This is a genomic window from Streptomyces sp. NPDC005496, from assembly GCF_042872045.1.
In the GTDB taxonomy this organism is placed as follows: domain Bacteria; phylum Actinomycetota; class Actinomycetes; order Streptomycetales; family Streptomycetaceae; genus Streptomyces.
The window spans coordinates 202,294-220,490 of sequence record NZ_JBIAJQ010000009.1 but is presented as its reverse complement, the minus strand read 5'-3'; the positions used below and the strand labels follow the sequence as shown (position 1 = coordinate 220,490).

15 protein-coding genes are annotated in these 18,197 nt (G+C 71.2%); 7 read left to right on the top strand and 8 right to left on the bottom strand.

Going from position 1 to position 18,197, the window contains the following annotated elements:
* Window positions 1–56: 56 nt before the first annotated feature.
* The 5 genes from ACFYQQ_RS27345 to ACFYQQ_RS27325 all read right to left on the bottom strand — a co-directional run bounded on the left by ACFYQQ_RS27345 (window position 57) and on the right by ACFYQQ_RS27325 (window position 4,459).
* Window positions 57–785, bottom strand: a complete 729-nt coding sequence (locus tag ACFYQQ_RS27345) for an amino acid ABC transporter ATP-binding protein (RefSeq protein WP_355780752.1) — start codon at window positions 783–785, stop codon at window positions 57–59.
* A gap of 20 nt (window positions 786–805) precedes the next feature.
* The gene (locus ACFYQQ_RS27340) at window positions 806–1,720 is read right to left on the bottom strand and encodes an amino acid ABC transporter permease (RefSeq protein WP_355780735.1); all 915 of its coding nucleotides are present in this window, start codon (window positions 1,718–1,720) and stop codon (window positions 806–808) included.
* On the bottom strand, window positions 1,717–2,601 hold the full coding sequence (locus ACFYQQ_RS27335) for an ABC transporter substrate-binding protein (RefSeq protein ID WP_355780732.1): 885 nt from the start codon (window positions 2,599–2,601) through the stop codon (window positions 1,717–1,719). The genes ACFYQQ_RS27340 and ACFYQQ_RS27335 overlap by 4 nt, the downstream gene beginning before the upstream one ends.
* Before the next feature lie 502 nt (window positions 2,602–3,103).
* Window positions 3,104–3,760: an MBL fold metallo-hydrolase gene (locus tag ACFYQQ_RS27330; protein WP_355780730.1), complete on the bottom strand. Its 657-nt coding sequence runs from the start codon at window positions 3,758–3,760 to the stop codon at window positions 3,104–3,106.
* A gap of 9 nt (window positions 3,761–3,769) precedes the next feature.
* The gene (locus ACFYQQ_RS27325; RefSeq protein WP_355780727.1) at window positions 3,770–4,459 is read right to left on the bottom strand and encodes a maleylpyruvate isomerase family mycothiol-dependent enzyme; all 690 of its coding nucleotides are present in this window, start codon (window positions 4,457–4,459) and stop codon (window positions 3,770–3,772) included.
* A 222-nt stretch (window positions 4,460–4,681) separates the two neighbouring features.
* Between ACFYQQ_RS27325 and uvrA the strand changes: the two genes are divergently transcribed.
* On the top strand, window positions 4,682–7,744 hold the full coding sequence (gene uvrA / locus ACFYQQ_RS27320) for an excinuclease ABC subunit UvrA (RefSeq protein ID WP_355780724.1): 3,063 nt from the start codon (window positions 4,682–4,684) through the stop codon (window positions 7,742–7,744).
* A 149-nt stretch (window positions 7,745–7,893) separates the two neighbouring features.
* On the opposite strand, the gene ACFYQQ_RS27315 is transcribed toward uvrA, so the two are convergent.
* Together ACFYQQ_RS27315 and ACFYQQ_RS27310 are read right to left on the bottom strand one after the other, a co-directional pair.
* Window positions 7,894–8,808 (bottom strand): carbohydrate kinase, encoded by a 915-nt coding sequence (locus tag ACFYQQ_RS27315; RefSeq protein ID WP_355784759.1) that lies wholly within the window; start codon window positions 8,806–8,808, stop codon window positions 7,894–7,896.
* Window positions 8,805–10,127, bottom strand: a complete 1,323-nt coding sequence (locus ACFYQQ_RS27310) for a LacI family DNA-binding transcriptional regulator (protein ID WP_355784756.1) — start codon at window positions 10,125–10,127, stop codon at window positions 8,805–8,807. Before ACFYQQ_RS27310 ends, ACFYQQ_RS27315 begins: the two co-directional genes overlap by 4 nt.
* A gap of 548 nt (window positions 10,128–10,675) precedes the next feature.
* Between ACFYQQ_RS27310 and ACFYQQ_RS27305 the strand changes: the two genes are divergently transcribed.
* Window positions 10,676–11,104, top strand: a complete 429-nt coding sequence (locus tag ACFYQQ_RS27305) for a Rieske 2Fe-2S domain-containing protein (RefSeq protein WP_355784753.1) — start codon at window positions 10,676–10,678, stop codon at window positions 11,102–11,104.
* Window positions 11,105–11,159: 55 nt separating this feature from the next.
* Here the strand turns inward: ACFYQQ_RS27305 and ACFYQQ_RS27300 are convergent, their stop codons facing one another.
* The gene (locus ACFYQQ_RS27300) at window positions 11,160–12,107 is read right to left on the bottom strand and encodes a hypothetical protein (RefSeq protein ID WP_355784750.1); all 948 of its coding nucleotides are present in this window, start codon (window positions 12,105–12,107) and stop codon (window positions 11,160–11,162) included.
* A gap of 231 nt (window positions 12,108–12,338) precedes the next feature.
* Between ACFYQQ_RS27300 and ACFYQQ_RS27295 the strand changes: the two genes are divergently transcribed.
* The 5 genes from ACFYQQ_RS27295 to whiA all read left to right on the top strand — a co-directional run bounded on the left by ACFYQQ_RS27295 (window position 12,339) and on the right by whiA (window position 18,157).
* Window positions 12,339–12,866, top strand: a complete 528-nt coding sequence (locus tag ACFYQQ_RS27295; RefSeq protein WP_355784747.1) for a hypothetical protein — start codon at window positions 12,339–12,341, stop codon at window positions 12,864–12,866.
* Between the two features lie 197 nt (window positions 12,867–13,063).
* Window positions 13,064–15,100 (top strand): excinuclease ABC subunit UvrC, encoded by a 2,037-nt coding sequence (gene uvrC / locus ACFYQQ_RS27290; RefSeq protein ID WP_355784744.1) that lies wholly within the window; start codon window positions 13,064–13,066, stop codon window positions 15,098–15,100.
* The gene (gene rapZ / locus ACFYQQ_RS27285) at window positions 15,097–16,137 is read left to right on the top strand and encodes an RNase adapter RapZ (protein WP_355784741.1); all 1,041 of its coding nucleotides are present in this window, start codon (window positions 15,097–15,099) and stop codon (window positions 16,135–16,137) included. Before uvrC ends, rapZ begins: the two co-directional genes overlap by 4 nt.
* Window positions 16,134–17,177, top strand: a complete 1,044-nt coding sequence (gene yvcK, locus ACFYQQ_RS27280; protein ID WP_356239057.1) for a uridine diphosphate-N-acetylglucosamine-binding protein YvcK — start codon at window positions 16,134–16,136, stop codon at window positions 17,175–17,177. Before rapZ ends, yvcK begins: the two co-directional genes overlap by 4 nt.
* Window positions 17,168–18,157, top strand: a complete 990-nt coding sequence (whiA, locus tag ACFYQQ_RS27275; RefSeq protein WP_121403682.1) for a DNA-binding protein WhiA — start codon at window positions 17,168–17,170, stop codon at window positions 18,155–18,157. The genes yvcK and whiA overlap by 10 nt, the downstream gene beginning before the upstream one ends.
* Window positions 18,158–18,197 lie beyond the last annotated feature (40 nt).

The window sequence follows — 18,197 nt, the reverse complement described above, 5'->3', positions numbered from 1 at the left end:
GCGGGCGGTCCGGCACGCGGCGGCCGACCACGTGACCAGAGGCGGAACAGCGGAGCTCAGAGCCGGCCGGCCTCCACGATGCGCCGCAGGAACTGCCGGGTCCGTTCCTGCCGCGGGCCGCCGAACACCTCGTCGGCCGTGCCGCGTTCGAGGATCACACCGCCGTCGAGGAAGCACACCTGGTCGGCGACCTCGCGGGCGAAGCCCATCTCGTGCGTGGCCAGCACCATGGTCATGCCCTCGTCCTTCAAGTCCCGCACGACGGCGAGGACTTCCCCGACCAGTTCCGGGTCGAGGGCGGCGGTGATCTCGTCGAGGAGCAGCAGCCGGGGGCGCACGGCCAGCGCGCGGACGATCGCGGCCCGCTGCTGCTGGCCGCCGCTCAGCCGGTCCGGGTACTCGTCCGCCTTCGCGCCGAGCCCCAGCCGGTCGAGCAGCTCACGGGCGTGCTCCTCGGCCCGCGACCGGCTCACGCCGTGCACGCGCCGCGGGGCGAGGGTGATGTTCTCCAGGACGGTCATGTGCGGGAACAGGTTGTACGCCTGGAAGACCACGCCGATCCGGCGGCGCACCGCGTCCTGGTCGGCACGCGGGTCGGTGATCTCCTCGTCGTCCAGCCAGATCGCGCCGTCGTCGATCTCCTCCAGCAGGTTCGCGCAGCGCAGCAGGGTCGACTTGCCGGAACCCGAGGCGCCGATCAGCGCGGTCACCGTGTGCGGGGCGACCTCCAGGTCGACGTCGCGCAGGACGACGGACTCGCCGAAGGTCTTGCGGACGGACTCCATGCGCAGGACGGGGGAGTTGCTCACAGGGTTCCTCCCTGCGCCCGCCGGCGGTCCATCCGTGCCGTCACCCAGTCCGTGAGGCGGGTCATGGGGATGGTCAGCGCGACGAACACCAGGCCGGCGACGATGTACGGCGTGTAGTTGAGGCTGCGGCCCACGATGATGTCGGCGGCCCGCACCGCGTCCACCGCACCCCCGATCGACACGAGGCCGGTGTCCTTCTGGAGGGACACCAGGTCGTTCAGCAGGGGCGGCACCTGGCGGCGTACCGCCTGGGGCAGCACCACGTACCGCAGCGCCTGCCGGTTGGTGAGACCGAGCGAGCGGGCCGCCGCGCGCTGCGAGGGATGGACGGACTCGATGCCGGCGCGGAACACCTCGGCCACGTACGCCGAGTACGTCAGCGTGAGCGCCGTGCCGCCCAGCAGCACCGGGTCCACCGTCACGCCCTGGAGGCGCAGCGCGGGGACGCCAAGGACCACGATCATCAGGTTGATGATCAGCGGCAGACCGCGGAAGAAGTCCGTGTAGGCGGCGGCCAGCGCGCGCAGCGGGAAGAACACCGGGCCGCGCAGGGTGCGGGCGATCGCGATCAGCATGCCGAGCACGAGGACCGCCGCGCCGCAGACCAGCAGCAGCCGGACGTTGAGCCACAGCCCTTCGAGGACCTTGGGGAGCGCCTCGCGCGCGTACCGAGCGTCGAAGAAGGTCTCCTTGGTGCGCGGCCACCCGGGGGCGCTGACGACCACGAAGTACAGGACGGCGGCGGTGACGAGGGTGGAGAGAGCGGCGATCGCCGTCGCGCGGCGGGCACGGGCGCGCTTGTGGCGCTCCCGCTCGACGCGCCGCCGGGAGGGTACGTAGCGGTCCCGTGTGCCCTCCTCGCCGGGGTCCTTGCCGGAGCCCTCGCCGGACTCCTCCTTCGTGAGCGTCACTTGAGGACCGGGGCGTCGACGGCGTCGGACAGCCACTGCTTCTCGATCCGCGCCAGCGTGCCGTCCTCGCGGAGGGCGTCGACGGCGCCCGTCACGCACGAGGTCAGCGCGCTGCCCTTGTCGAGGACCAGCCCGAACTGCTCCGGTGTACCGCCCTGGTTCTCGAACTGACCGACGATCTTCGCGTCCGTCACCTCGGCCGCCGTGATGTAGAACGCGGTCGGCAGGTCGGTGACGATGGCGTCGACCTGGCCGTTCTTGAGCGCCGACTTGGCCTGGTCGTTCTTCGCGTACGCGGCGGGCTGACGGGCCGGCTTCACCACGTCGTCGATGTAGTCCAGGCTGGTGGTGCCGACCTGCGCGCCCAGCTTCACGCCCTTGAGGTCCGCGAGGCTCTTCGCCTTCGCGGCCTTGGACCCCTTGAGCGCGATGACGGCCTGGCGGACGTCGTAGTAGCCGGACGAGAAGTCCACGGCCTTCCTGCGCTCGGCACTGATCGACACCTGGTTGATGTCGAAGTCGAAGGTCTTCTCGCCGGGCGCGAAGGCCTTGTTGAAGGGAACCGTCTGCCAGACGACGTCGCCCTCGGCGAAGCCGAGCTGCCGCGCGACGGCGTACGCGACCGCCGACTCGAAGCCCTCGCCGTTCGCCGGCTTGCCGTCCTTGAACCAGGGCTCGTAGGCCGGTTCGTCGGTCGCGACCGTCAGCTTCCCGGCGGTCTCGGTGCTCAACTCGGCCTTCGCGCACGTCTTCGAGGCGCCTCCGGTGGCCTTGTCGCCGGCCTTCTCCTCCGGCTGCGGCGCGCAGGCCACGGCGACGGAGAGCAGGGCGACGGTGGCGGCGGACGCGGCGCGGCGCAGGGCGCGTTGGGCGAGATGCATGGCGGGAGAGTGACAGCGCGACGACCTGTCTGTCCAGGTCACGACAGGAATTGTCCGCATCGTGGGAACGGGTGTTGCAGTCCTGTGAACGCGCTCCCGGCACAGGGTGTTCACGGTCGGCGGCCGGGCTTTCGGGGACGGGGCCGGGGCCGCCGGCCCAGGGCGGGAATCGAAAGGCCGGCGGCCCGTCCGCGCAGAAGCCGTCATCCTGTGCGGGCAGTCTCCAGTGGACTGCACCACTGCGCGCGCCGGGAGCGCGTGAGTACCACCGGTGCGTGCGTTTGCTTCACACGGGGCGCGCAGGAACTTATGAGGTCGACTGGCGCCCGGATCACCCGACACCCGATGTCACCCGACGCCTGATGTCACCCGATGCCCGAGGTCATCGGACGCGCGAGGACACCTGACGCCTGAGGCCACCAGCCGGCGCGCGCGAGGGACCGGACGAGCTCTCTTTCCCGGCTGCCGAGGTCGCGGAGGCGACTGGCCGCCCCGAGACGGCTCACCAGCCCCGGGCGCGCCACTCCGGCAGATGGGGACGCTCGGCACCCAGCGTCGTGTCGTTGCCGTGTCCCGGGTAGACCCAGGTCTCGTCCGACAGAGGGGCGAAGATCTTCGTCTCCACGTCGTGGATCAGGCTGGCGAAGGCCTTCGGGTCCTTACGTGTGTTGCCCACACCCCCGGGGAAGAGACAGTCCCCGGTGAACACATGTGCGTGCCCGTGCGGATCGTCGTAGACGAGGGCGATCGAACCGGGCGTGTGACCCACCAGGTGGCGTGCGGTGAGTTCCACGCGCCCCACCCGGATGGTGTCGCCGTCGTCCACGAGGACGCCGGTCGGCACGGGGATGCCCTCGGCGTCGTCCCGGCCCGCGTAGGTGCGCGCGCCGGTGGCCGCCACGACCTCCGCGAGCGCCTGCCAGTGGTCGCCGTGCTGGTGGGTGGTGACGACGGACGCGATGCCGTCGTCACCGATCAGCGTGAGCAGCGTCGAAGCGTCGTTCGCCGCGTCGATCAGCAGCTGCTCGCCGGTGGCCCGGCAGCGCAGCAGATAGGCGTTGTTGTCCATGGGGCCGACCGCGACCTTGGAGATCATCAGGTCCGACAGCTCGTGCACCTCGGCGGGCCCGCCGACCTTCACCGCTCCGCTGTACGTCATGAAGGCAGCCTATAGCGGGGGGAGGGCCGGGAGCGGGCCACCGTCGACCGTCAGCCCGGAGCCGTCGCGGCGCCCCGAAAGCCAGCCGAGGAGAGCGGGCGCGGGACCCGTCACCGTGACCTCCGGGGTGCCCTCCCGGCCGCGTCCCGTGCTCCACGCGCGCGTGGAGTCCGTGAGACGCGTGGCGGGCACGTCGGGACGCCCGGCGAAGCGGTCGGCGAGGAACTCGATCTCCCGCTCCGTGAACTCCTCCGGAAGATCTTCGAGCTCGTACCCGACGCCGAGGTCAACGTGGTGCAGCTCGACCTCGGCCCACCGGCGGAACGGCACCCGGGACGCCGAGTCCGTGACGCCGTTGCGCAGCTCCACCGTGCGGGACCAGTCCGCGGGCGCCGCGCCGGCCTCCTGGAAGCGGGCCGCGCTGTCCCGCACGTCCGTGAGCTGCTCGGCGAGGGGACGCGGCGCGTCACGCTCGATGTCCGCGTCCCGCGCTTCCGCGGAGACGTACATGGGGCGTCCGATGAGGACGTTCACGAGCGCGTCGGCGTTGCGGGCGAGATGGGCGAGGACATGGCCGCGGCTCCAGCCGGGCAGCCGTGACGACTCGGTCACTGCGGCGTTGTCCAGTCGGGCGGCTGCGCTGAGCAGCCGTTCGGTCGCGTCACGTACAGACGCCAGGTCGCGCACATGATCGTTCATGGCCCCGACGATAGCTGCGCCACACGTTCGGGTGAAGGTGCCGGACCATCGCCGCTAATCGAATGCACGTGCTATATGGTCGTCGGTGGCGTCGGGCATGCTGGAGAGCCCGGGATTGTTACCAACCATGGGAACCGACCCGGCGTTGTCAGTGGCTCCCCCTAGTCTGAAAAAGACGGGGCCTCGCCCCTGTCACTTCTCTCAAGAAAGGTGCGGACCGGCGTGGCCGACCGTCTCATCGTCCGTGGAGCGCGCGAGCACAATCTGAAGAATGTCTCGCTCGACCTCCCGCGCGACTCGCTCATCGTCTTCACGGGCCTGTCGGGATCGGGCAAGTCCTCCCTCGCCTTCGACACGATCTTCGCCGAGGGCCAGCGGCGGTACGTCGAGTCGCTCTCGTCGTACGCCCGGCAGTTCCTCGGCCAGATGGACAAGCCGGACGTCGACTTCATCGAGGGTCTCTCCCCGGCTGTCTCCATCGACCAGAAGTCGACCTCGCGCAACCCGCGCTCGACGGTCGGCACCATCACCGAGGTCTACGACTACCTGCGTCTGCTCTTCGCGCGCATCGGCAAGCCGCACTGTCCCGAGTGCGGCCGCCCGATCTCCCGCCAGTCGCCGCAGGCCATCGTCGACAAGGTCCTGGAGCTGCCGGAGGGCAGCCGCTTCCAGGTGCTCTCGCCGCTGGTGCGCGAGCGCAAGGGCGAGTTCGTCGACCTCTTCGCCGATCTCCAGACCAAGGGGTACAGCCGTGCCCGGGTGGACGGCGAGACGATCCAGCTCACCGAGCCGCCCACGCTCAAGAAGCAGGAGAAGCACACCATCGAGGTGGTCGTCGACCGCCTCACGGTGAAGGACGGCGCCAAGCGCCGCCTCACGGACTCCGTGGAGACCGCCCTCGGGCTTTCCGGCGGCATGGTCGTCCTCGACTTCGTCGACCTCCCCGCCGACGACCCCGAGCGCGAGCGCATGTACTCGGAGCACCTGTACTGCCCGTACGACGACCTGTCCTTCGAGGAGCTGGAGCCCCGCTCCTTCTCCTTCAACTCGCCCTTCGGCGCCTGCCCCGAGTGCACCGGTATCGGTACGCGCATGGAGGTCGACCCCGAGCTGATCGTCCCGGACGAGGACAAGTCCCTCGACGAGGGCGCCATCCACCCCTGGTCGCACGGGCACACCAAGGACTACTTCGGCCGTCTCGTCGGAGCCCTCGCGGACGCCCTCGGATTCCGGACCGACATCCCCTTCGCCGGTCTCCCGCAGCGCGCCAGGAAGGCCCTGCTGTACGGGCACAAGACCCAGATCGAGGTCCGCTACCGCAACAGGTACGGGCGCGAGCGGGTCTACACCACGCCCTTCGAGGGCGCCGTGCCGTTCGTCAAGCGGCGGCACAGCGAGGCCGAGAGCGACGCGAGCCGCGAGCGCTTCGAGGGCTACATGCGCGAGGTGCCCTGCCCCACCTGTCAGGGCACGCGCCTCAAGCCGATCGTCCTTGCCGTCACGGTCATGGAGAAGTCCATCGCGGAGGTCTCCGCGATGTCCATCAGCGACTGCGCGGACTTCCTCGGCAAGCTCAAGCTGAACGCCCGCGACAAGAAGATCGCCGAGCGCGTCCTGAAGGAGGTCAGCGAACGGCTGCGCTTCCTGGTCGACGTCGGCCTGGACTACCTCTCGCTGAACCGCGCGGCCGGCACCCTCTCCGGCGGCGAGGCCCAGCGCATCCGCCTGGCGACGCAGATCGGCTCCGGTCTCGTGGGCGTCCTGTACGTCCTGGACGAGCCGTCCATCGGCCTGCACCAGCGGGACAACCACCGCCTGATCGAGACCCTGGTCCGCCTGCGCGACATGGGCAACACGCTGATCGTCGTCGAGCACGACGAGGACACCATCAAGGTCGCGGACTGGGTCGTGGACATCGGCCCCGGCGCGGGCGAGCACGGCGGCAAGGTCGTGCACAGCGGTTCCCTCAAGGAACTCCTCGCCAACGACGACTCGGTCACCGGGCAGTACCTGTCGGGCAAGCGGGAGATCCAGCTCCCGGACATCCGGCGCCCCACCGACCCGAGCCGCAGCCTCACGGTGCACGGCGCCCGGGAGAACAACCTCCAGGACATCGACGTGTCCTTCCCGCTCGGCGTGCTCACCGCCGTCACGGGCGTCTCGGGCTCCGGAAAGTCGACCCTGGTCAACGACATCCTCTACACGCACCTCGCCCGCGAGCTGAACGGCGCACGGAACGTGCCCGGCCGGCACACGCGCGTGGAGGGCGACGACCTCGTCGACAAGGTCGTGCACGTCGACCAGTCGCCCATCGGCCGGACGCCCCGGTCCAACCCGGCGACGTACACCGGAGTCTTCGACCACGTCCGCAGGCTGTTCGCCGAGACGACCGAGGCGAAGGTCCGGGGCTACCTCCCCGGCCGCTTCTCCTTCAACGTCAAGGGCGGCCGCTGCGAGAACTGCTCCGGTGACGGCACGATCAAGATCGAGATGAACTTCCTGCCGGACGTGTACGTCCCCTGCGAGGTCTGCCACGGGGCGCGCTACAACCGGGAGACCCTGGACGTCCACTACAAGGGCAAGTCCATCGCCGAGGTCCTCGACATGCCGATCGAGGAGGCCCTGGACTTCTTCGAGGCCGTCCCCGCGATCTCCCGCCACCTCAGGACGCTCCACGACGTCGGTCTCGGCTACGTGCGCCTCGGCCAGTCCGCGCCGACGCTGTCCGGCGGCGAGGCCCAGCGCGTCAAGCTCGCGAGCGAGCTGCAGAAGCGGTCCACGGGACGCACGGTGTACGTGCTCGACGAGCCGACCACCGGTCTGCACTTCGAGGACATCAGCAAGCTGATCAAGGTCCTCTCGGGTCTGGTCGACAAGGGCAACACGGTCATCGTCATCGAGCACAACCTCGACGTCGTCAAGACCGCCGACTGGGTCATCGACATGGGCCCCGAGGGCGGCAGCGGCGGTGGCCTGGTCATCGCCGAGGGCACGCCCGAGCAGGTCGCCGGGGTCTCGACCAGCCACACCGGCAAGTTCCTGCGCGAGATCCTCGGCGCCGAGCGGATCAGCGACGGCAGCTCGGTCAAGGCACCGCGCAAGGCCGCCAGGAAGACGGTGGCGGCGGGGGCGACGGCACGGAAGACGGCCACCAAGGCCGTCGGCACGGCCGCGAAGAAGACGGCTGCCGCGGCGAAGAAGACCGCGGCGGAGAAGGCGCCCGCCAAGAAGACGGCCACGAAGGCGGCCCCCGCGAAGAAGACCACGCGGGCCCGCAAGGCCTGACGGGCCGGGCGCGCGACGCCCTCGCCCGACACCGGCAGAAACGCGGCGCCCCACGGGAACCTCCCGTGGGGCGCCGCGCGTTTCCGCGGTCGGGCGCGGTGATCATCCGGGCACGTCGGCGGGCCTGCTCGCCTTCGTCAGCGCGCGGCCTACAGGTCGCCGCCCAGTTCGGAGGCGTACGGCGGTTCCGCGCCCTCGCGTGAGCAGGTGATCGCCGCCGCGCGGGCGGCGAAGGTCAGCAGCTCCGTCCAGCCGTCGGGGCCGAGGTCGGCCAGAGCCGCCGGTGACAGGGCGTCGCGGACGGCGAGGCCGTGCAGCAACGCCGCGTTCACCGTGTCACCGGCGCCGATCGTGTCCACGACGGTGACCGGCTCACCGGGCACGGAGTGCACCGAGCCGTCGCGGGTGAACACGGTCAGACCGTCCCCGCCTCGCGTCACCACGACGGCGGTGGGGCCCGAGGCCAGCCACTCGGCCGGGGTGCCGCCGAGCCACTCGGCGTCCTCAGCGGACAGCTTGAGCAGCGAGACCGACGGCAGCCAGCTCTTGAACCGGGCGCGGTAGGCGTCCGCGTCGGGGATCAGCACCGCCCGGATGTTCGGATCGAGGGCGGTGAACACACCGTTCGCTGCGGCGGTCCGCATCAGCGTCTCGTACGCGCTCGCCCCCGGTTCGAGGACGAGCGAGCAGGTGCCGAAGGACACCGCGGTCGTGCCGTCTGGAAGGCGCTCGGGCTCCGCGAACAGGCGGTCGGCCGTGCCCTCGACGTAGAAGGAGTACGCGGCCGAACCGTCCGCGCCGACCGAGGCGAGGGCCAGCGTGGTCGGCTCGGCACCCCGCTGCACCGACGACACGTCGACGTCCGCCTCGCGCAGACCGTCCAGCAGCGCGTCACCGTAGACGTCGGTCGAGACGCGGGAGCAGAAGGCGGTGGGGGAGCCGAGGCGGCCCAGGGCTACCGCGGTGTTGTAGGGACCGCCACCGCGTCGGGGCACCAGGCTCACGAGCGCGCCCGCGCCCTGCGGGACCAGGTCGATCAGAGCCTCACCGGCGACGACGATCACGACAGGGGTCCTTTCACACGGCCGCCTATGCGGTCCGACTGGGTTGAGGGGTCGGACTGGTCCGTCTGGTCCGTCTGACCTGAGCGCTTCGACCTACCCGAGCGCTTCGCCTGATCTGAGCGGTCCGACCGGCCTGAGCGCTCCGGCCGGTCCGAGGGGTCCGACCGGTCTGAACCTTCGGAGCCGGCGGACGGCGATCGAGGCGTACGTCTCCCCGTGTCCTCCGGGCATCCGCACGAGCCGCGGTGGACGAACGTGCACGGCAGCCGCACGGTCCGTCCCGGACGCTCCGGCGAGGCCAGCCGCTCCAGCAGCAGCCGGACGGCCTGGGCCCCGATCTCCTTGCTGGGCTGGGAGACCGCGGTCAGCCTGGGCGCGAAGAGGTCGGCCCAGGCGAAGTCGTCGAAGCAGCACAGCGCCAGGTCGTCCGGTACCGACAGTCCGAGGTCCTGAAGGGCACGCAACGCCCCGATGGTCATCGCGTTGTTGGCGGTGACCAGCGCCGTGGGAGGCGCCGCGAGAGAGAGCAGGGCTCCGGTGGCCTGTTCGGCGGCCCGGGTCTGCGATTCGCCGTGCACCACGAGCCGTTCGTCGTACGGCAGGCCGGCGCCGGCGAGCCCTTGGCGGTAGCCGAAGATCCGCTCGGTCGTGGTGCTGAGTCCTGGCAGGCCCGCGATCAGTCCGATCCGCTTGTGGCCGAGTCCGGTGAGATGCCCGACCAACTGCGTCATGGGCTCGGCATTCGCGGCACTGATTTGGTCGAAGCGGTACCGGGGAGCCGCGAGCCCGTCGTCTTCGGCAACGTTGGCGTTGGTGCTCCCGGCGCGTGGTCCCTTCGCGGAGGTTCCGCTGTCGACCGCCGAGGCCCCGCTGTCGACCAGCCGGTCGAGGAACACCGTCGGCACGTTGTGACGTCCCAGGTAGCCCAACAGCCCGGACGGGTCCGCGGAAGGGGCGACGATCAGGCCGTCGACCCGTCGCTCGTGCAGGAGCCGCACGACCTTCTGCTCGTGCTCGGGATCGTCGTGCGGGTCGGCGATGAGCAGGCTGTAACCGTGCTCCAGCGCGCCGGCCTCCACCCCCTGCAGGATCTCCGTGAAGTACGGGTTGCTGATCGCCGACACCGCCAGCCCGATCGAACGGGTGCGCGCTGTGACCAGCGAACGGGCCAGCGTGTTAGGCGTGTACCCGAGCGCCTCGATGGCGTCCAGCACCGCCTGACGAGTCTCGGGGCGTACCGGCCGCGAGTCGTTCAGGACGTGCGAGACGGTCGCGATCGACACCCCCGCGTGTCGTGCGACGTCCAGCATCGTCGCCATGGCGTTCCCCTTCCGGGAGGGGCTCTCAGGCCCGTCCTGGCGGGAACCTACCGCAAGGCGAGGCGGACGTAAACGCTTACGTAAGCGTTTACGTCCGCGGTTCAGGTGCGGCGCGCGATGCGACGGCGATGCGCGCTCGGTGAGAGACGTAAGCGCTTACGTCTCTGCCTACGCCTGCGTCCTGAGTCCCTGGTGGGGCGCCGCAGATGTGGCCGGACGCTGAGGTAAACGCTCGCGTAAGCGTTTACGTCCCCGGGCGCGCGGCTCGCCGTCCCAGGGCGTTCCCCGGCCCGACCGAACCCGGGGCTCAGCATCGCAGTGCGCCTCCGGCCAACGAGGTAAACGCTTACGCAAGCGTTTACGTAAGCGTTTACGCACCCCATCCACCCCGCCGCATCCACCCCACCCCCTCCGTCCCATCCACCCCACGCGTCCCGCCACATCCACCGGCCCCCACCGCACCCCCCACCCCGCCCGTCCCGGACTGATCCACGCCGGTATCGTCGGTTCGTCAGACCCCTCACACGCCTCCGACCAGGGGAGACCTCATGCCCGGCCTTCCGTCCGCGAGCCGCCGTACCGTTCTGCGAGGGGCCGCCGTGGTGCCGGTCGCCGGACTCGGAGTGGCCGCCTGTTCGTCGGGGGCCGGTGGCGGTGCGGTCCCGCCGACGCCCACCGCGCCCGTGGAGCTGGGTGCGGAGAGTGAGGTCCCCAAGGGGGGCGCCAAGCTGTACCGGGATCACAACGTGGTTGTCAGTCATGCCGAGGACGGCTCGCTGAAGGCGTACAGCACGATCTGTACGCACGCCGGGTGCCCCATCAACAAGCTGGCGGGGACGACCCTCACCTGTCCCTGTCACGGGAGTGAGTTCGACGCGCGGACCGGCAAGGTGCTGCACGCGCCCGCCACCGAGCCGCTCCACGAACTGTCCGTCGAGCCGAGGGACGGCAAGATCGTCGCGGGCCCGCCGGCCTGACGCCGCTACTCCCAGGCCGCCACTCCCCGGCTGGCCGTCTCTCCCCGGCTGGCCGTTACTCCCAGTCCCAGGCGATCCCCACGATGCCGGACCGCACGCGCTGTTCCACGAGGTGCACCGAGCGGTGCTGTCCGCTGAGCGTCAGCTCCTGGCGGCCACCGCGAGGTGCCGCCGCCGAGTGCTGGGTGAACCGGTGGCAGCGCACCGGCAGCGCCCGTTCGTCGAAGCGCACCTGGAGCGCGTACTGCCCGCCGGCGAAGCTGAACCCCCGGAGGTACTCGCTGGAGGCGCCCGCCGTGCCGTCGTCGAAGCCGTAGCGGAACAGGAACGTGTCGCCGGCGCGGAGCCGGGTGTCGAAGAGGAACTCGGCCACGAGCACGCCGGTGTCGTGGTGCCAGCGCACGCGGCCCGTCCGGCAGTTCTCCAGGGCGCGCACGGCCATCCGGTTGGGCGCGCACCCCGGGTCGCCGTGGTGGATGGCGACATAGCGGTCGACGCCGTCCTTGTGGGCGCGGACGATGTGCTGCGACTCGCGGCCCCGCAGTTCGCGGTGGGCGCCGATGTGCACCCGCTCGTGGTGGCCGATGGTGTGCAGGCCGCCGTCGAGTGGGGACTCCAGTTCGTCGAGCAGGCGTTCAAGTATTCCGGACGCTTCCACCAGGGCGCGGTAGGAACGACTCGCCGGGCGGTCCGAGCCCGGGAGTTCCTCGCTCTTGGCGAGCAGCCGGATCAGCGACTCGTCCGGCAGTTGGAGGATCTCCTCCAGGGCGCGCACGGCACGCAGTGACTCCGGGCGCTGTGGACGCCGGGCCCCCTGCTGCCAGTAACTGAGGCTGGTCACGCCCACCTTGACGCCGTAACGCGACAGGTGGTGCTGCACGCGTTGCAGCGGCAGTCCGCGGGCGGCTATCGCGGCGCGCAGTGCGATGTGGAAGGGGCCGCCCCGCAGGGCCGTCTCCAGTTCCGCCGGGACGAGGTCCACGTGCTCTGTGCCGTGCCGCATACGCGGGCCTTTCTGTGAATGTTCACAAACGGCTGGTCAGACCGTCAGCGCGGGTTCCGGGGACCGCCTGGTGGGCGTGCGGGGATTGTTCACATCCGTACGGCGTCGTTCACGGCCCCAAGTTCCACCGCATTGAAGCGTGTTGACCAAGTCCCGACAACACCTGATGCTCAACCGCAGTGTCCGGACGCGTTCCGCTCCGCCCCTCGAACCCCACTCGGGAGGAACGCGATGCGCCGCAGCAGGCTCATCGTCGCCCCGGTCGCCCGCGCGGTCACCCCGGTGATCGTCCTGGCGGCCCTCTGCGCCGTGCCGACCGCCCCCACGCGCGCTTCGGCGGCCGCCGAGCCGACGGCCCCTGTGCGTGCCTCCACGGTGGTCGCCGTGCCGACCACCCCTGTACGTGCCTCCGCAACAGCCGCCGCGCCGGCCACCCCTTCCCGTACTCCCGCAGCCCGTACTCCCGCCGCAACCCCCGCGCCGACCGCTCCCGCCCGCCTTCCGACGGTCCACGTGGCCCCGACCGCCATCGCCATCTCCTCGGTCTCCGCCCGCCGGGCCGACCGCGTCACGGCCCCGCACGGCGTGGGTGTGACGCGTACGGCGAGAGGAGCCGGCAAACCGAATAGAACTCACAAACGGAACGAGACGGATGACGTCGGTCCGGCCGTCGCGGTCGTCTCGGCGCTGGCCGGAGCGGGTGCCCTCGTGGCACTCGCCCTGAGCGTGACGTGGGCCCTGCGGCGGCGCCGCCGCTGATCGTGTCCCGTGTGGTGCCAGGCCTCGGGGGGAGTCTCGTCGGGCCGGTCGGGGCATGCAGTGCCGCCGTCCCGGGGTGGGCGAGTCGTCCCAGGCGGGCCGGTGCGGCCACGGCGTGGCCGACCCGGCCAGGTGGTTGTCCACAGGCGGGGCGGGACCCCGTCACGCTGTCACCCCTCGCCAGTAGGGTGTGAGACATGGCCGACCCCTCCAGCTACCGCCCCAAGCCGGGAGAGATCCCGGACACCCCCGGGGTCTACAAATTCCGCGACGAGCACCGCCGGGTGATCTACGTCGGAAAGGCGAAGAGCCTGCGCCAGCGCCTGAACAGTTACTTCCAGGACCTGGCGAACCTCCACCCGCGCACCCGCACGATGGTCACGACGGCCGCGTCCGTGGAGTGGACCGTGGTGTCCACGGAGGTCGAGGCGCTGCAGCTGGAGTACTCCTGGATCAAGGAGTTCGACCCCCGGTTCAACGTCAAGTACCGCGACGACAAGAGCTACCCGTACCTCGCGGTGACCATGAACGAGGAGTTCCCCCGCGTCCAGGTGATGCGCGGCCAGAAGCGCAAGGGCGTGCGCTACTTCGGGCCGTACGGGCACGCGTGGGCCATCCGCGACACGGTCGACCTACTGCTGCGCGTCTTCCCCGTGCGCACGTGCTCCGCCGGTGTCTTCAAGAACGCGGCCCGCACCGGCCGCCCCTGCCTCCTCGGCTACATCGGCAAGTGCTCCGCCCCGTGCGTCGGCCGGGTCAGCCCCGAGGAGCACCGTGAACTCGCCGAGGAGTTCTGCGACTTCATGGCCGGCCGTACGGGGACGTACATCCGCCGGCTGGAGCAGCAGATGGTGGACGCGGCCGAGGAGATGGAGTACGAGCGGGCGGCGCGCCTGCGCGACGACATCGGGGCCCTGAAGAAGGCCATGGAGAAGAACGCGGTCGTGCTCGCCGACGCGACCGACGCCGACCTGATGGCCGTCGCCGAGGACGAGCTGGAGGCGGCCGTGCAGATCTTCCACGTCCGCGGCGGCCGGGTGCGCGGCCAGCGCGGCTGGGTCACCGACAAGGTGGAGGCGGTCACCACGGGTGACCTCGTCGAGCACGCGCTCCAGCAGCTGTACGGCGAGGAGAGCGGCGACTCGGTGCCCAAGGAGGTCCTCGTCCCGGCGCTGCCCGACCTCGTGGAGTCGGTCCAGGAGTGGCTCACCGCGCGCCGCGGGTCGAACGTGTCGCTGCGCATCCCCCAGCGCGGGGACAAGAAGGCCCTCATGGAGACCGTGCAGCGCAACGCGCAGCAGTCCCTCGTGCTGCACAAGACCAAGCGGGCCTCCGACCTGACCACGCGCTCGCGTGCCCTGGAGGAGATCGCCGAGGCCCTGGACCTGGCCAGCGCGCCCCTGCGGATCGAGTGCTACGACATCTCGCACCTCCAGGGCGACGACGTGGTGGCCTCCATGGTCGTCTTCGAGGACGGGCTCGCGCGCAAGAGCGAATACCGGCGCTTCCAGATCAAGGGCTTCGAGGGGCAGGACGACGTCCGGTCCATGCACGAGGTGATCAGCCGCCGCTTCAGGCGCTACCTCGCGGAGAAGGAGAAGACGGGGGAGTGGGCCGACGGCACGGCCGAGCTCACCGAGGAGGACGGCCGCCCCAAGCGGTTCGCCTACCCGCCCCAGCTCATCGTCGTCGACGGCGGCCGGCCCCAGGTCGCGGCCGCCGCGCGGGCCCTGGACGAGCTCGGCATCGACGACATCGCCGTGTGCGGCCTCGCCAAGCGCCTGGAGGAGGTCTGGGTGCCCGGCGAGGACGACCCCGTGGTCCTGCCGCGCACCAGCGAGGGGCTGTATCTCCTCCAGCGCGTCCGTGACGAGGCCCACCGCTTCGCGATCACCTACCAGCGCGCGAAGCGGGCCAAGCGCTTCCGGGCGAGCCCCCTGGACGACGTGCCGGGCCTGGGTGAGACCCGCAAGCAGGCGTTGATCAAGCATTTCGGTTCGGTGAAAAAGCTGCGATCCGCGACAATCGACCAGATCTGTGAAGTCCCCGGCATAGGCCGCAAGACGGCCGAGGCGATCGCCGTGGCCTTCGCCCAGGCGGCTCCGGCCGCGCCCGCCGTCAACACGGCGACTGGAGAGATCATGGAAGAAGAGGAACCCGGGACGACGGCGGGTCCCTCGGGGGAGCCCGTGTCCGCGGGCGCCTCGGACGAGCGACGGGGGCAGGAGACATGACCGAACGGCACGCTGAGGAAGAACGCCCGGCCCAGGGCCGGGAGACGCACAAGGAGACGAGCGAGGAGAACCCGGAGCGCACGCCGGGCCAGGACGCGGCGGGCGGGGAACAGGGCACCGGGGGAGACGGAGCACAGGTGGGTACGGGCATCGAGAAGGCCGGGGTCCCGGAGGCGGCCATCCCCGAGCTGGTGATCATCTCCGGCATGTCCGGAGCGGGGAGGTCGACGGCCGCCAAGTGCCTGGAGGACCTCGGCTGGTTCGTCGTCGACAACCTGCCGCCCGCGCTGATCCCCACCATGGTGGAGCTCGGCGCCCGCTCCCAGGGCAACGTCGCGAGGATCGCGGTCGTCGTCGACGTACGCGGCCGGCGCTTCTTCGACAATCTGCGCGAGTCCCTCGCCGACCTGGAGGCACGGCACGTCACCCGGCGCATCGTCTTCCTGGAGTCCTCGGACGAGGCGCTGGTGCGCCGCTTCGAGTCCGTGCGCCGCCCGCACCCCCTCCAGGGGGACGGACGCATCGTCGACGGCATCGCCGCTGAGCGGGAACTGCTGCGGGAGCTGCGCGGCGACGCCGACCTGGTGATCGACACCTCCAGCCTGAACGTGCACGAGCTGCGCGCCAAGATGGACGCCCAGTTCGCGGGCGAGGAGGAGCCCGAGCTGCGGGCGACCGTCATGTCCTTCGGCTTCAAGTACGGCCTGCCGGTAGACGCCGACCTGGTCGTGGACATGCGCTTCCTGCCCAACCCGCACTGGGTCCCGGAGCTGCGCCCCTTCACCGGCCTGAACGAGGAGGTCGCGGCCTACGTCCTCAACCAGCCCGGTGCCAAGGAGTTCCTCGACCGCTACACCGAGCTGCTCCAGCTCATCGCCGCCGGCTACCGGCGTGAGGGCAAGCGCTACGTGACCATCGCGGTCGGCTGCACCGGCGGCAAGCACCGCTCGGTCGCCACGTCCGAGAAGCTCGCCGCCCGACTGGCGTCCGAGGGAGTGGAGACGGTCGTCGTCCACCGGGACATGGGCCGCGAATGACCGGAAGTTCACTGCGGCTGGGCAGGCTGCGCCGGTCCGTCCCGGAGCGCCGCGGCGGCAAGACGCGCCGCCGCGGCGCCCAGCCCAAGGTCGTCGCCCTCGGCGGCGGCATGGGCCTGTCCGCCTCCCTGGCCGCCCTGCGCCGGATCACCGGCGACCTCACCGCCGTCGTCACCGTGGCCGACGACGGCGGCTCCAGCGGGCGCCTGCGCGACGAGCTGGGCGTCCTGCCGCCCGGCGACCTGCGCAAGGCGCTGGCCGCGCTGTGCGGCGACGACGACTGGGGCCAGACCTGGGCCCGCGTCATCCAGCACCGCTTCCAGTCCAAGGGCGACCTGCACGAGCACGCGGTCGGCAACCTGCTGATCGTCGCCCTGTGGGAGCAGCTCGGCGACCACGTCCAGGCCCTGGACCTGGTGGGCAGGCTGCTCGGCGCCCAGGGCCGCGTGCTGCCCATGTCGGCGGTGCCCCTGGAGCTCCAGGCCCTGGTCAGGGGCCACGACCCGGACCGGCCCGACGACGTCGACACCGTCCGCGGCCAGGCCACCGTCGCCCTCACACCCGGCGAGGTGCAGTCCGTGCACGTCGTGCCGCACGGCCCGCCCGCCGTTCCCGAGGCCGTGGAAGCGGTCCTGGACGCGGACTGGGTCGTGCTCGGCCCGGGGTCCTGGTTCTCCTCCGTGATCCCGCACCTGCTGGTGCCCGACCTGCTCGACGCGCTGATCCAGACGAAGGCGCGCCGGGTGCTCTCCCTGAACCTCGTGCCGCAGCCCGGAGAAACCGATGGCTTCTCCCCGCAGCGTCATTTGGAGGTTTTGGGACGACACGCCCCTAAACTCGCCCTGGACGTGGTGCTGGCCGACGAGGCCGCCGTGCCCGACCGCGACTCACTGACCGACGCCGCCAAGCGGTTCGGCGCCGCGGTCGAGCTGGCGCCGGTGGCCCGGACCGACGGCACTCCGCGGCACGACCCGGAGCTGTTGGCCGCCGCGTACGACCGTATTTTTCGGATGCATGGAAGGATCGGCCCATGGCGATGACGGCAGCGGTGAAGGATGAGATCTCCCGGCTTCCCGTCACCCGGACGTGCTGCAGAAAGGCGGAGGTCTCCGCCATCCTGCGGTTCGCGGGCGGCCTTCACCTGGTGAGCGGCCGGATTGTGATCGAGGCGGAGCTGGACACCGCGATGGCGGCGCGCCGGCTGAAGCGGGACATCCTGGAGATCTTCGGCCACAGTTCCGAACTGATCGTGATGGCGCCCGGCGGGCTGCGCCGCGGCTCGCGCTACGTCGTGCGCGTCGTCGCGGGCGGCGACCAGCTGGCCCGCCAGACGGGACTCGTCGACGGCCGCGGCAGGCCGATCCGCGGACTGCCCCCGCAGGTGGTCTCGGGGGCCACCTGCGATGCCGAGGCCGCCTGGCGCGGGGCCTTCCTCGCGCACGGCTCCCTCACCGAGCCGGGGCGCTCCTCCTCCCTGGAGGTGACCTGCCCGGGCCCGGAGGCGGCGCTGGCACTGGTCGGCGCGGCCCGGCGGCTGTCCATCGCGGCGAAGGCCCGCGAGGTCCGCGGCGTGGACCGCGTGGTCGTCCGCGACGGCGACGCCATCGGCGCGCTCCTCACCCGTCTGGGCGCCCACGAGTCGGTGCTCGCCTGGGAGGAGCGGCGGATGCGCCGCGAGGTCCGCGCCACCGCCAACCGGCTCGCCAACTTCGACGACGCCAACCTGCGCCGCTCGGCCCGCGCCGCCGTAGCCGCCGGGGCCCGCGTGCAGCGCGCCCTGGAGATCCTCGGCGAGGAGGTCCCCGAGCATCTCGCCGCCGCCGGCCGGCTGCGCATGGAGCACAAGCAGGCCTCCCTTGAAGAGCTGGGCGCGCTCGCCGACCCGCCGCTGACCAAGGACGCCGTCGCGGGCCGTATCCGCCGGCTGCTCGCCATGGCCGACAAGCGCGCCCAGGACCTGGGCATCCCGAGCACGGAGTCCAACCTCACCGAGGAGATGGCCGACAACCTCGTCGGCTGACACCCGGGCCCCGGTCCGGGAAGCGAACAGAGCTCAACAC